The 13,695-nt window shown below is 56.0% G+C and carries 10 protein-coding genes and 1 tRNA gene; 4 read left to right on the plus strand and 7 right to left on the minus strand.

Annotated features, from left to right (window positions below; genetic code table 11):
• Positions 1 to 20: 20 nt before the first annotated feature.
• Positions 21 to 1,454, minus strand: coding sequence for an NAD(P)-dependent oxidoreductase (locus tag ACR0E2_RS20125; RefSeq protein WP_480447680.1), 1,434 nt, complete (start codon positions 1,452 to 1,454; stop codon positions 21 to 23).
• A gap of 230 nt (positions 1,455 to 1,684) precedes the next feature.
• On the opposite strand from ACR0E2_RS20125, the gene ACR0E2_RS20130 reads away from it, so the two are divergent.
• Entirely contained in the window at positions 1,685 to 2,488 is an 804-nt protein-coding gene (locus tag ACR0E2_RS20130) for an undecaprenyl-diphosphate phosphatase (protein WP_171233496.1), read from the plus strand.
• Here ACR0E2_RS20130 and ACR0E2_RS20135 read toward each other — a convergent pair whose 3' ends face one another.
• A complete protein-coding gene (locus ACR0E2_RS20135; protein WP_480447681.1) occupies positions 2,489 to 3,472 on the minus strand; it encodes a complex I NDUFA9 subunit family protein in 984 nt (327 codons plus the stop codon).
• Positions 3,473 to 3,673: 201 nt separating this feature from the next.
• Here ACR0E2_RS20135 and ACR0E2_RS20140 point away from each other — a divergent pair.
• A tRNA-Leu gene (locus ACR0E2_RS20140) sits at positions 3,674 to 3,760 on the plus strand.
• Positions 3,761 to 4,278: 518 nt separating this feature from the next.
• Here ACR0E2_RS20140 and ACR0E2_RS20145 read toward each other — a convergent pair.
• Positions 4,279 to 7,422: an efflux RND transporter permease subunit gene (locus tag ACR0E2_RS20145; protein WP_480447683.1), complete on the minus strand. Its 3,144-nt coding sequence runs from the start codon at positions 7,420 to 7,422 to the stop codon at positions 4,279 to 4,281.
• Between the two features lie 12 nt (positions 7,423 to 7,434).
• Positions 7,435 to 8,595: an efflux RND transporter periplasmic adaptor subunit gene (locus ACR0E2_RS20150; protein WP_480447684.1), complete on the minus strand. Its 1,161-nt coding sequence runs from the start codon at positions 8,593 to 8,595 to the stop codon at positions 7,435 to 7,437.
• An 87-nt stretch (positions 8,596 to 8,682) separates the two neighbouring features.
• On the opposite strand from ACR0E2_RS20150, the gene ACR0E2_RS20155 reads away from it, so the two are divergent.
• Positions 8,683 to 9,324, plus strand: a complete 642-nt coding sequence (locus tag ACR0E2_RS20155) for a TetR/AcrR family transcriptional regulator (protein WP_171233500.1) — start codon at positions 8,683 to 8,685, stop codon at positions 9,322 to 9,324.
• Between the two features lie 260 nt (positions 9,325 to 9,584).
• On the opposite strand, the gene ACR0E2_RS20160 is transcribed toward ACR0E2_RS20155, so the two are convergent.
• Positions 9,585 to 10,058 carry a cupin domain-containing protein gene (locus ACR0E2_RS20160; RefSeq protein ID WP_253282584.1) on the minus strand — a complete coding sequence of 158 codons (474 nt, stop codon included), beginning with the start codon at positions 10,056 to 10,058 and terminating at the stop codon, positions 9,585 to 9,587.
• A gap of 86 nt (positions 10,059 to 10,144) precedes the next feature.
• On the opposite strand from ACR0E2_RS20160, the gene ACR0E2_RS20165 reads away from it, so the two are divergent.
• On the plus strand, positions 10,145 to 10,726 hold the full coding sequence (locus ACR0E2_RS20165; RefSeq protein WP_480447685.1) for a TetR/AcrR family transcriptional regulator: 582 nt from the start codon (positions 10,145 to 10,147) through the stop codon (positions 10,724 to 10,726).
• A gap of 341 nt (positions 10,727 to 11,067) precedes the next feature.
• Here ACR0E2_RS20165 and ACR0E2_RS20170 read toward each other — a convergent pair whose 3' ends face one another.
• The gene (locus tag ACR0E2_RS20170) at positions 11,068 to 12,561 is read right to left on the minus strand and encodes a heme biosynthesis HemY N-terminal domain-containing protein (RefSeq protein WP_480447687.1); all 1,494 of its coding nucleotides are present in this window, start codon (positions 12,559 to 12,561) and stop codon (positions 11,068 to 11,070) included.
• Positions 12,562 to 12,571: 10 nt separating this feature from the next.
• The coding region (locus ACR0E2_RS20175; RefSeq protein WP_480447688.1) for a COG4223 family protein at positions 12,572 to 13,695 on the minus strand (1,124 nt) is incomplete at its 5' end.

Consider the following 13,695-nt stretch of genomic DNA (forward strand, 5'->3'; position numbering starts at 1 on the left):
AACCCTCCTGATCGCCGGGATTATTCGGCCGCAACGGCAGATTTGGCATTGAAGCGTTCGATGATCGCATCAGCGCAGTCACGACCGTCCCGGATCGCCCAGACCACCAGCGAGGCACCGCGCACGATGTCACCGATTGCATAGACTCCGTCCATTTCGGTCTCGCCGGTTTGGAACGCCGCCTTGATCGTACCCCAGCGGGTGACCGGCAGATCAGGTTGTCCGAACAGCGTCGGCAGGTCTTCAGGTTCGAATCCAAGCGCCTTGATCACAAGATCGGCGTCTTCGACATAGTCCGCGCCTTCGATCACTTCGGGGGCCTGACGACCGGATGCGTCTGGCTGTCCCAGGCGCATCTTCTGAACGATGACACCTTTGACCATGTCTTCACCCGTGAACCCTTTGGGTGCGCTGAGCCATTCGAAGATCACGCCTTCTTCTTCGGCATTCTGCGTTTCACGCTGTGACCCCGGCATGTTGGCCCGGTCCCGGCGATACAGACATTTCACAGAAGTCGCGCCCTGACGGATCGAAGTGCGCACGCAGTCCATCGCAGTGTCACCGCCGCCAATCACGACGACTTTCTTGCCGTGGGCGTTCAAGCGGCCGTTGTCGAATTCTTCGACCTCGTCGCCAAAGCTTTTCCGGTTCGAGGCTGTCAGGAAGTCGATCGCCTTTTCGATCCCGGCCAGACCGCTGCCCGGCATTGCCAGGTCGCGCGACTTGTAGACACCGGTCGCGATGATAACGGCATCATGCCTGGCCCGAATTTCTTCAAACCTGGCCGCATCCACGTTGCAATTCAGAACAAACTCGACCCCACCATCAGCCAACAGGTCATTGCGGCGCTGAACGACGTCTTTTTCCAGTTTGAACCCCGGAATGCCATACATCAGCAGGCCACCGGCCCGGTCATAGCGGTCGTATACCGTGACCTGGATACCAGCCTGGCGCAGCATATCCGCAGCGGCCAATCCACCAGGGCCTGCACCAATGATACCTACGCTTTCAGCGCGTTCGGCCGATAGAGCAACCGGCTGGACCCAGCCTTTTTCCCATGCGGTATCCGTTATGTATTTCTCGATCGAACCAATCGTGACCGTTCCATGGCCCGACTGTTCGATCACGCAGTTGCCCTCGCACAGGCGGTCCTGCGGACAGATGCGCCCGCAGATCTCGGGGAAGGTATTGGTGGCCTGACTTACCTGATAGGCTTCTTCCAGGCGCCCGGTCGCAGTCAGGCGCAACCAGTCGGGAATATTGTTGTGCAACGGGCAATGCGACTGGCAGTAAGGAACACCACATTGGCTGCACCGACTCGCCTGCTCGGCTGCTTTTTCGGCGGCGAACTCGGAATAGATCTCGTCAAAGTCGTCCTTGCGGTCATTGGCAGCACGCTTTTCCGGCATGACGCGGTCGATCTGCACAAATTTCAGCATCGGTTGCTTGGCCACGGGTCAGACTCCATGAATTGGCTAGGTTCCGTTTCTTTACGGGATGCGCTTTTGGATGAAAAGTCAATTATGCTGACCTAAATTGAAAAAATGCAGCGCGCCTTTAAGAAAAGTGGAAAATAATTGGAAATTTTAGATCCGATTCGGACCTATATGCGCGCTTTCCTTTTTTCCATCGCCCTTATACCCATAACTCACAAAGAACACGTGGCAGCAGCACGGCAGGGCAGATGAGTTTGTTTCACCTGATTCTCGTAGCAATCATTCAGGGAATCACTGAGTTTTTGCCCATATCCTCATCTGGTCACCTGATCCTGCTGCCCAACCTGTCGGGGTTGCAGGACCAGGGTCAAGCCATTGATGTCGCGGTGCATGTGGGAACCCTGGGCGCCGTGGTGCTGTATTTCCGGTCAGACGTAAAACAGGCCCTTGCCGGATTACCGCGCGCATTGACCGGACGGGCGGATACACCGCAGGCCCGGCTTGCTCTGGGCCTGATCGTTGCAACTGTTCCTACCGTGATCGCGGGCCTCATTCTGCATGTCACCGGGTTGAGTCAGGCCATGCGTTCGATCACGGTCATCGGATGGACAATGCTGGGATTCGGTCTGCTGTTGTACTGGGTGGATCAGAGGGCTCCTGAAACCAAAGAGGCCGAAAATTGGGGAATACGCGACGCGCTCATCATGGGTCTGTGGCAGGTTCTTGCCCTGATCCCAGGCACGTCCCGTTCCGGGATAACCATAACCGGCGCGCGGCAATTGGGATATACCCGTGAAGACGGCGCGCGGATCGCGATGTTGATGTCGATCCCGACAATCCTGGCGTCGGGCACACTGCTGGCATTGGATGCCGTGCGCGGGGCCGATATGCAACTGGCCCGGGATGGGGCCATTGCGGCGCTGTTTGCCTTTCTTTCGGCCCTGCTGGCGCTCAGCCTGATGATGCGGCTTCTGCGCAGCGTCAGCTTCACACCCTACGTCATCTACCGCGTCATTCTAGGCGTGATACTTTTGATCATGGCCTACAGCTGATCAGATACGCAGGTTTTTGGCCGAGTTCTGAATGTCGTCATATTGACCCGAGGGGCGGAATTTCCACAGGTATTCCGGCAGTATCGATTCCAGCGTGGTCGGCACGATACCAAGGTCTGCAAAAGACTTTGCGCCCTCGGCGACAACATTGTCGTGACGCAGGTTCTTAAGCTGATCGCGAGTCAGAATGTTGTTGGGGAACAGCTGGAAGCTGACAAATTTAACGATATCCAGCACACCCGCCATAATCCGCGCGGCAAAGAACGGCAGGCCGATGATGACGCGGCGACGGTGAATCACTTCAAGCATTTGCTGCATCAAAGCACGAAAGGTCTTAACCTCGGGGCCGCCAAGCTCGTAAACACCCGGCTCTGCCTGCCCCAGAACGCCTTTGACGGCAGCCTGCGCCACATCGTCTACGTAAACGGGCTGGAATTTTGTCTCGGCCCCGACCAGAGGCAGGAATGGTCCCATGCGGGTCATTCCGGCGAAACGGTTGAAGAACTGGTCTTCGGTGCCAAAGATCACCGAAGGACGCAGGATCACGGCGTCTGGCATATGTTTCAACACGCCCGCTTCACCATGTGCTTTGGTCCGGGAATACGCGCTGGCTGAATTCGCATCCGCACCGATGGCCGAGATGTGAACCATCCGCTTGATGCCCTGCTCGGCCGCCAAACGCGCGATGCGTTCAGCTCCTTCGGCCTGAACCGTATCAAACCCGTTCTTGCCAAGCTCGTTCAGCACACCCACGCAGTTCACCACCGCATCGGCGCTCTGCATCGCCAGCGCCACCGAGGCATCATCCCGTATATTGCACAACACCGGTTCGACCTGACCCACGGCACCATAGGGTTTGACGAACATGGCCTCGTTCGGGCGACGTACGGCTACCCGGACTCGCCACCCCTCTTTCGCCATGCGCCGCGCGATGTAGCGACCGACAAATCCCGATCCGCCAAAAATCGTCACCAGTTTCGACATGAGAGGGCTCCTGCTGAGAAATTGCGCCCTAGAACTAGCGCCCGCAGGCCAGTCAAACAAGGCGCTAATTCGCCGCGACGGAGTTGAAAATCATGGGCGGAAAACACCGGCCGGGAACCGAAATAAAAAAACTTTAAAAAATCTCACCGAATCTGGTTGACGCCCCCCGCGACTAGGCTTAAACGCCCCTCCACGACACCTGCCCAGGTGGCGGAATTGGTAGACGCGCTAGCTTCAGGTGCTAGTGTCCGTATGGACGTGGAGGTTCGAGTCCTCTCCTGGGCACCATATCTCCCCGCAAGATGTTGAAACACAAAAATTTTCTTTGCGGGCATCAAAATACCCCCCTGATTTATCTCCCGACTTTTCGCAGATAGATCTGTAGGTATTGGTTGGTATCGCGCAGCTTCCAAGCTTCGGCAGAATCGTCCGCTGACTGCAACCGAGTTGTTAGGTTTAGTTATGGTTGTTCCGCCCGTTTCAATGGTCCTAATGATCAAAGCCAAGGCTACGCAATCTACAACGAGACGGATAGCCCAAATCGATTATGAGTCGTATCCTCCGCACAACCGGCGCAAGCGGGTCACTGACGGAAAAGCACCGCAAAGCAGTAGTGCATCTCAGTAGAGCAAATTTCCGATCCGGCCACAAAGTAACCAGGTGCTGCAGTCCGCGATAACGACGTCAACGCGCAGAAACCAGACACTGCAAAATCCGGCGTGCGGCCCACAGCAGAACTTGATTCTTACTTCGAACAAAGACGGCTTTGAACCACACCAACTCACAAGGAGAATTGGGCTCAATTCTCATTCCGCCACAAGCGCGACAACGGCTTCGCGTGGTTCGGAATGGCGGTTATTGGCCGGACGTTGTTTGTTGAATGTTCTACGATACACCAAAGCGAACACGGGAGGGGTGAAGTAGAAAGATACAACGGTTGATAACAGAACGCCGCCTGCGATCGCTACGGCGAATGGTGGCCAAAATGCACCTCCACCCAAAATCAGGGGTAGGAAGCCGCCAAAAGTCGTGACCGTTGTCGAAATAATGTGACGGCTGGAACCACTAACTACGCGAGCCATGGCTGCGCGATCTCCCTGGCTGGCCTCTCGGTCTTGTTGTAACCCGGTCAAAATAATGATCGCCGCGTTGATCGAAACCCCTATTGAGCCGATGACCCCGATGATTGCCGTTATTCCGAACGGGAATTGCATGACGGCCAGCGACAGCAGTGAAAGGCCTGCAGACAAAACGCACACGACCAAGGTCACAAGGGTCAGCCGGAACGAGTTGAAGGTCAGAACGATCGTCGCGATGGAGAGTGTGACGATCAACCCGACAGAGGCGAGCAAATTTCCCACGGTATTGGATCGGGCATCACTGTCGCCGCCTAAGGACATCGAATAGCCTTGAGGCAACACAAACCCGGACGCATCAAGCGCTTCCAATATGTCCTGCAAAGCCTCTTCGGGTAAAACACCAGGTACGATAAACGCCTGTATGGTGTTTTCTCGCACGCCATCCGTTCGAGTTATGACGCTTTCCGCAGGTTCGATTATGGGTCTGGCTAGTTCCGACAAAGGTACAGCAGGGAAAACTCCGGTCGCGGATATTTCGGCAGCGTTCGGCAGTAGAATGGGCATACTGACAATCGCACTTAGATCTGATCGCACCTCGTCACCCAAACGAACGCGCACCGGCAACTGCTCGGTCCCTTCGATCAGTGATCCACCGGTTATGCCAACAAGCGCCGTGTCCAGCTGACCCGCTATATCCGCCACGTCCAGCCCCAGCAAACGGGCTTTGACCTCATCAATCTCGAACCGGATTTGAGGGTTGCCGCCGTTCACACTGGCACGCGCCTGCGTCACCAGATCGAGATTGGCCATTACTGAACGCACCTCGTCGCCCAGATTACGTAATACCGAGATGTCCTGCCCTTGAATTTTGACTTCAACCGGTGCGGCGACCGGAGGACCCTGAACAAGATTGCGTACGATGATCTGCGCGTCAGGAAAGTCGGTGTCCAGACGGCTCTGCAACGATCCGACAAGGCGGGCCGCATCCTCGGCCGTGTCGGTCGTGATCATGGCCTGTGCAAAACCAGGCTCGCGCGAACGGTTGCCAACGATGTTGTAGTAGAATGCCGGGCCGGACTCTCCAACTGTCCAGTAGACACTCTTGACACCGTCATCTGCCAGTAGCATTTCGTCAATCTGGCGCGCGGTCACTTCGGTGGTGGAAATTGATGTTCCACCCGGCATGTCGACCTCGATATAGAACTGGTTTCGGTCGACGCCCGGGAAGAATTGCGCGGTCAGCGTTGGAAAGGCCGCGAAGCCAAGCACGGGCAAGACCAGTGCCAAGGCGATGGATCGCACCGGATTGGCAACGGACAATCGGATTGAGGCCTCGAACAAGCGGGCAAGCGGCGGGATGCTGATGCCGCGACTCAGCATTCCTGCGTCTGGGCGATCGGACAGCAAACAACCAGCAATCGCCGGAGTCACCGTCAACGCCACAACCAGGGACCAGACAAGCATAAGCACCACAGCGATCGCGATGGCACCCACAAAGTCGCCGGCGGGTCCCGGCAGCAAGATCATCGGTGTGAAAGCAAGCGCCGTTGTGACAGTCGATGCCAGCAAAGGTGCGGCCAACCGGCGAACAGCATCCCGTACGGCTGCAAGCCGATCCATCCCATCCTGCAGACGACGCCGAATTTCATCGGTCATGACGATGGCTGCGTCAACGAGCAGACCGAGGGCAACAATCAGGCCCGTCACGGACATCTGATGAATTGGCAATCCAATCATGTTCATAGTCGCCAGAGTTGCCAATGAAACAACCGGCAATACCAAAGCCACAATCGCAGCTGCCCGAACCCCCAACGTAACAAACAAAACTGCCACGACCAGAGCCACGCCAATGGCCATGTTGATCCCAACCTCTGACAAACGATCCGTCGTGTACTGGCTTTGATCAAACAGCAGTATTTCCTGCATGCCCAAAGGTACCGATGCGGCGCCGGCCTCAAGCTCATCCCGAAGAAAGCCTGTCCAACGGTCGATCTGTACCCCGTCCTGCGCCAGAACTCCTATCAAAACCGAGGGCTTTCCGTTCGCAAACGCGATTGAGGGCTGCGGTTTGCGCGCGCCCCGGTCTACGCTGGCAATATCTCCGAGCTGCACCACGGCACCGTCTGCATTTTCTCGCAGGACGATGCTTCGAATGCGGTCCAAAGTCTCAATTTCTCCGCTTATGCCTATGGTCAGGTCGACATCGGACTGCAACCGCCCAGATTGGACCTTCCCATCTGCTTCTGCAATCCGCTGGGAGATCTCGGCAGCGCTGAGCCCAAGCGCAGCGGCCTTGTCCATATCGACATTTACGAGCACTTCTTCTTCCGGCTGACCGAAATAGTCCACGGCTCGCGTAGAGGGTATCGCGCGCAGCCTGTCACCCAGAGCTTCGGCATGCCGCGACAGCAAAGTTAACGGGAAGTCCGGATCCTCGGCCGCAACGGCAATGACAGCAGAATAGGCAGAAATACCCTCGGCATCGAATTCCGGCGGCAACACTCCACTCGGAAAGTTCTGTCGAGCATCTTCAACGGCATCCCGAGCTTCGGCCCAAACCTGCTCAATGGTTGCTTCATCCAGCGTCTCCAGCAACTCTACCGAAACGACCGATACGCCCGACCGGGATACAGAGCTGATTTCATCCACTTCGGAGATTTTCCGCAGTTCTTCTTCGATTTCTGCGGTGACCAACGCTTCGACCCGCTCCGGGTCTGCACCCGGGAACTGCGTCGTCACAGTTGCGAAGAGGTTGGTAATCGTTGGGTCTTCCTGCCGGCCCAACGATAAGAACGAAGACAGGCCTGCAGACACAAGCACCAAAATGATAAGAGCAACCAGTCGGGGGTGGCGAAAGGTAAGGGTTTCCATCAAATCGCTCCGTTACTCGCCCGTGTTGAAAGCGACGCGCTGGCCAACAGTAACGCGCTGTGGCCCTTGGTCGATCAGAACAGTGCCCTCTGGAAACGCGCCGCGTACGAAAACACGGTCATCTTCAGCATGCAGAACTTCGACCGTTGCTAGGCGCACAATCTTCTGCGCGTCTGCAACCAGCAGTGTCCATTGCCCACGCGTACCTTCTTTCAAGGATGTCGTGGGCACCCAGGTTCCCGCACTCTGTACGGGATCAATTATATGCACACGAGCGGTCTGCCCGAAGGCAACGTCCGGCGCGTTCCTCAGATCGAAAAGTGCGGTTCTGGTGCGGGTTACCGGATCAATGTCGGGCCGCAAGGTTGCAAGGTCAGCCCGATAGCTTTGACCAGCGATCTCGATTTCAACATCTGTCAGAAGCGCCGGGTCAACGTCGAGTGGGATACCAATTCGAATCTGCGGCGAAACGACCTCGACCATACCCAGAACCAGTTCACCCGAGCGCAGAGTTTCACCGCCGTCGACGTGTCGCGCGGTTATTTGACCAGAAAACGGAGCCTCAATGCTGGATTTTTCGATCCGAACGGTTACGTCCCGCAGCGCTGCATCCAGTTCCCCAATTCTAGACAACAATTCATCTTGTCTGGAAACTGCCTCATCTAGGCGAGCTTGACTGGTAAAGCCTTGTTCGATGAGTTTCGCGTTTCGCTCGACCGTTTTCTCGGCGAATGAAAGCTGGGCTGCAATGGCATCACGAGATGCCGTCAGTCGGTCGCGTTCAACCTCCAACAGAGCTACGTCTAACGTTGCGAGAAGTTGGCCCTTAGCAACCTCGTCACCCTCATCCACCAGAATTTGATCAAGCGTCCCATTCAATTCGAAAGAGATATCTGCCGAACGCTGAGGCTCGACCTGACCGATGAATACACGGTCGACTGTGTAGGCGCTTTCGGACGTGATTGGTGTGGCGGAGACTGGGGTTACAGCAGCTGCATCTGGCGCCGGTACAGCATCTGCTCTGCGCGTCAGCTCCGATGCACCGAAGTAAACTGCGGCCGCCGCAACACCTATGAAGCTAACGGTCACCCCGACACGCACGGTACCGCGTAAAACACGCAAAAAGAAGCTCGGCTTGGTCTTTTCAGTAAAGTATTTCGCGGGACTTGGCATTTGCGGACCTCATCAAGTTAGCATCTCTAACATATGTTAGAAATTCTCACTTTGACAAGGGATACGTGATCTGGCACATGTTGGATCATGACCAGCATAGAAAAAAGTCACTCAAAAATCAGCCAAGCGACCGGTCAAACGGTGAGCAAGAAAGCCTATCATCACGGCGATCTCCGCGCTGCACTGATCGAAGCAACCCGACAGTTGGTTGAAGAAAAAGGTCCGGACAGTTTTTCCGTTTCCGAGGCCTGTAGAAGGGCTGGCGTATCAACCGCGGCACCTTACAAGCACTTCAAAGACAAGACAGAAATGTTGGTCGCCACTGTCCTTGAAGGAATGGATCGGCACCGAGACAAAATGCTTGCCGCACTGGAAGGCGTTCCCGAAGGATCTCCCGAGCGCATTACTGCCATCGGGATGGAGTATGTTGCCTTCGCGTTAAATGAGCCTGGGATCTTCAGACTGAAATTTGGCGGCTTCACAGATCGCATCGCGGATCCCCGGTTGGAGGAAGGTGGCCAGCAAAGTTTCGGGATTCTCTTGACTGAGGTAGCAAAGTGTCTCGGTGAACCGGGAATCACAGACGAAGTTCGCCGCCGTGGTTTTTTGTTGTGGAGTTTCGTGCACGGGCTGTCCTTCATTCTGCATGACAAAGGGCTTGCTGAGAAAGGCGAAGATTTCGATCTTCATACCCTTCTTGAGGACGTTTCGGAAAGAATGCTGAATTGAGCGTTCTCACGCCAAAACGAACTTGACCAAGCGCAGATAGCAGACAATCTAAGCCGCTATCACGCCTACGCGTAAACGATTGCTCTGGTTCACGTAGAAGACATTTTTGGACAGCGCAGCGAATGTCCGCTATCCACAATCGCAAGGTCTCATCGTGAATGCCGGCTTGGGATTGAGCTAGTGTTACCAGATAGGGTCTATAGCAGAGTTTTCAGTCCAATACTTCCGTTTCTCAACCTGGAATTGTATAGGCGCGTTTGTTAGCTGGGAACTTCTGCAGGCACCAAGATCGTCATTCCTGCTCGGTCTGCTACGGCCATGATTGCCGGAATGTCTGGCGGTCCATCTGGCGCCGGAATTTCTGTCGTACCATCAGGCATTGCTTCACCAGCTTCAGTAAAGAAAGTGTCATGCATCGCGCCAGGGGCGTTTATGCAAAGTAGCCGGCCAGGCCGTTCCCCAGTACACGTAAAGGCGTGCACTGCGCCGTCCGGAACTTTGACGAAGTCACCACTTTTTGCGCTGATTGTCTCACCATTCACAAAGAACTCGAATTCACCATCAAGCACATAGAAGCTTTCGTCTTCGCCAGCATGATGATTGGGTGGCGCACCGGCACCCGGCGCCGTCTTTATCTCAACGATTGTGCAACGATCTCCGGTCTCACTGGGAAAGGCGTGAAAGGTTAGAAGGTTTCCTAGAAGATGATAAATTCGCGGACGAGGTTCAGCCATTACTTCAACTCCCTTTACTTGAAACACACTGCCCTTATGATACATATATCTACTAATGAGACAAGTGTATCACAAAAGGCTTGGTATTGGCGTCGCGTACAAATCAAATTAATCGAACACGAGAAGCACTTCTTTCAGCTGCACGTGACTTGATGTCGGAAGGCAAAGAAGTCACGCTGGCAAAAGTCGCTGAGCGTGCCAAAACCAGTCGTGCGACGGTCTATCGTTACTTTTCTGATCCAAGTGTCTTGGCTTTGGATGCGACGCTCGATCTTGAAGTTACTCCAACTTCAGAACTTCTCGAGGGGCTGAATAACGTCAGGAGCCGCGTACACGCCGTTGCGCGCTACTATCTGGATTTTTCTCGGGTTCATGAGGCGCACTTCCGGCAGTTTCTTGCTGAATCACTCAAGGCATCACTTGAAGATGGAACTGTCAAAATGCGTGGCGCCAGAAGAGTGGCGGCTTTTTCGGAAGCACTTGCACCAGTTCATCCATTGATGAAGCCGAAGGAAATTGTCGACCTGGCAAAACGATTATCCATGACGACGGGCATGGAACAACTTATTATTCTGGAAGACATTTTGCGAGTGGACAAAGCCACTGGTTACCAACTTCAGGAAGGGTTGGTCGATGCTCTGTTGGATCGGTACTTACCAAAAAACTGAGGCAGAATTCAGATGCCGATTTCATCCCAAAACTGCTGGAAAATAGACACCAGTTAAACGTCCGCTTTGGATTGACTGTGTACTTCGCGACGAAGAACGCGAACGGCCATTTTGACCGCATCTCGGACGTTAACTGCGCCTTTGTTAAACGGCTGCTTTGCGGAGGAAGCGGCCAACACAGCCTGTAAATGCAAGAGGCCGCCAACGCGTCGACAAGCCGCTGAGAGAGACGAAAAAGCACGACCCTTCGGACCACTGGCGTCCGGTTTGGCTTCACCAAAAAGCGCGGCGTCGCATCAATCTCAATGAGTGTAAGCAGGCAAAAACGGGCGTTGCAGGGCTCAGGCCTGCTTTTGAACCTCGGCTTCGTCTGCCACCTCTGCCGACTCTGGTGTCACTTCGACCACATCATCCTCGTCCGCGGGCTCCATGACTTCAGGCTCTTCGGATTGATCTTCGAGCGCACCAACGATCAAAGGCAACATATGTACGCCGGTCGCGCTTGCGATTTCGGGTGTTTGTGGTGTCTGCCAGCTGAGCGTGTCGAAGCTGCCGCAGTTCTGGCAGACCGGTCCCCATTCAGGTTGGATATCATGGCAATTGGTGCACACCCATTGCGGACCACGCGGCGCATTCAGCGCTTTGGCCAACCAGCCTTGCACAATGGCGTCCGAGGCCCCCTCGCCGCGTTCGATAGCGGCCATCAAAGTATAGGCGCGCGCATCACCCTGCGTTTCGACCACATCGCCCAGCGCACGGCGGGCTTCGGGGAAGTCCTCGGCCACGATGTTCAGTTCGGCCAGTATCAGGCGCGTCTCCATGTTCTCGGGGTGAATCCGGGTCAGCGCGGTGAACCGCTTGATCCGTTGGTCGGGGGTTTCATCCGGCACGATGTCGGCAAAGGCATGGGCCAGATCCGGATGCGGCTGCGCCTCCCATGCTTTTTTCAGAATCTTGGTTGCCGCCCGGGGTTTGCCTTTGGCGATATACGCGCGGGCCGCCATGGCAGCGGCTGGCACCAGATCAGGCGACAGGCGATTGGCTTCAATCGCGCGTTCCTGCTGTTCGACCGTCGCACCTTCGTCCAGAATTCCCTTGGCTTCGGACAAGGCCAGAACCGCGTCACGCCGTTTGAAAACATCGCGCGGTAAATACCCGGCCTTCAACTTGGCCGTCAGGGTCGAACGTGCACCGGCCCAATCCTGCGCCTTGGTTTGCAGGTTCAGCAGCACGTCCTGCGTTTCTTCATGACGCGGTTTGATCGCCAGGGCCTTCTCGGCCAGTTTGCGGGCCGTTTCATCATCACCTTCGGCCAGCTTCTGCTTCATGATCCCGCGCACGCCGACGAAACGGGTGGCGCTGTTGGTCACCAGTTTTTTATAAGTGTCCGATGCCTTTTTCGTATCCCCGGTCATCTCGGCGGCCTGTGCCACCAGCAGATCGGTAAGCTCGGGCTTGTTCAGCAGTTTCTCGGCCTTGCTGGCTTTGGTCATGGCCACGCGCCCTTCGCCCGAGGCCAGCGCCAACAGACCATCAGCCAGCGCCTGGTATCCCTTTTGCTGGCGATTGCGGTCAAAATACCGAGACAGCGCCGTTTCGTCACCGTTCAGGAATTTCAGCGTTGCGATCAGCAGGCTGAGCAACGTGAAAAACAGCCAGACCGCAAAAACCAACACAGCCAGCGCGATCACCGACTGAAGCGGCCCCAGCGTGAATTCCGTGCCCGCGACGGTGATTTGAACCCCGCCACTGGTTTGCATCAGGAAGTGACCGCCCAACGCCAGCAGGCCGATAATCGCAACAAAAACTAGGATCTTAAACAGTGACCACAGCATGGCAGGTCCTTCAGTTCGAGTTCAGGCTGGAAGCCAGTGTATTCGCCACATCGACGGCGGCGACCCGTGTTTGGGCCGCCTGTTCCCAATCGGACATTGCAGCCTGTGCCGCTTCGGGAAGTGACTTCAGTTCGCTCAAGGCTTTGGCCAGGTCTCCGTCCGCAAGCGCAGCCTGTGCCCGTGACAGGATGGCATCTGGTCCATCCCCTTCCTGGGGCGTGACCGAGCGCGCGCCCGTTTGACGTTGCAGAAATGCGATCAGGCCGGTGCCCTTGTCGGCTTCACGGGCTTGGGACAGCGCGGTTCGGGCCGCAGGTTCGAAACTGTCGCGCAGAGAAGAGAGTGTTTCAACACCCTTCTCAGCCGGCCCGGACAGGGCATCCGGCACATCCACACCGCCTGCTTTCAGTTCTGCAACCAGATCGGAATAGGGCTGACCCGCATCCAGTTGCCCATGCAAGCGCGACAGTACGGCGGCATTGGCCGCGGCCTGCGCATCGGCTGATGCTTTTGCCTCCAGCGCCTGAGCGTCAGAAACCATTTTTTCAACCTCGGCCCGTTGCGAGGCCAGCGAGTCCTGAAGCTTCTTCAGCTCAGCTTCGAAGGCGGCCATGGATTCGGGCGACACGCTGGATTCGATCGGGGTTTTCTCAAGCGTCGCAATGCGCTCTGACAATGGTCCGATCTGGCCTGACAGCGTATCCACAGTGGATTTGATCGCACTCAGGTCACTTTCCACGGGTGTCAATTTGTCGGACAGCGCTTTGACCTGATCCGTCAAACCAGCAACATCCGGACTGTTTGCAAGCGCCTGAGACAGCTTGGCAATCTGGTCGGACTGGTCTGCCAGTTTGGATTCCAACGCCGCCAAGGTATCCGAGCTGTCCGAGCCAGTTGACAACAGCCCGCCATTGCCCAGCGCAAACCCGACGGCGGCAGCGATGGCACCGCCCAGCAAAGCGGGAACAAATCCGCCACGCTTTTCAACGACACGCTCGACCACTTTTTCTTTGGCCGGGGCAGTATCTTCAGTCGACGCTTCGGCTTCGGCTTCGGCTTCGGCTTCGGCTTCGGCTTCGGCTTCGGCTTCGGCTTCGGCTTCGGCTTCGGCTTCGGCTTCGGCTTCGGCTTCGG

Source organism: Ruegeria sp. A4 (genome assembly GCF_056543025.1).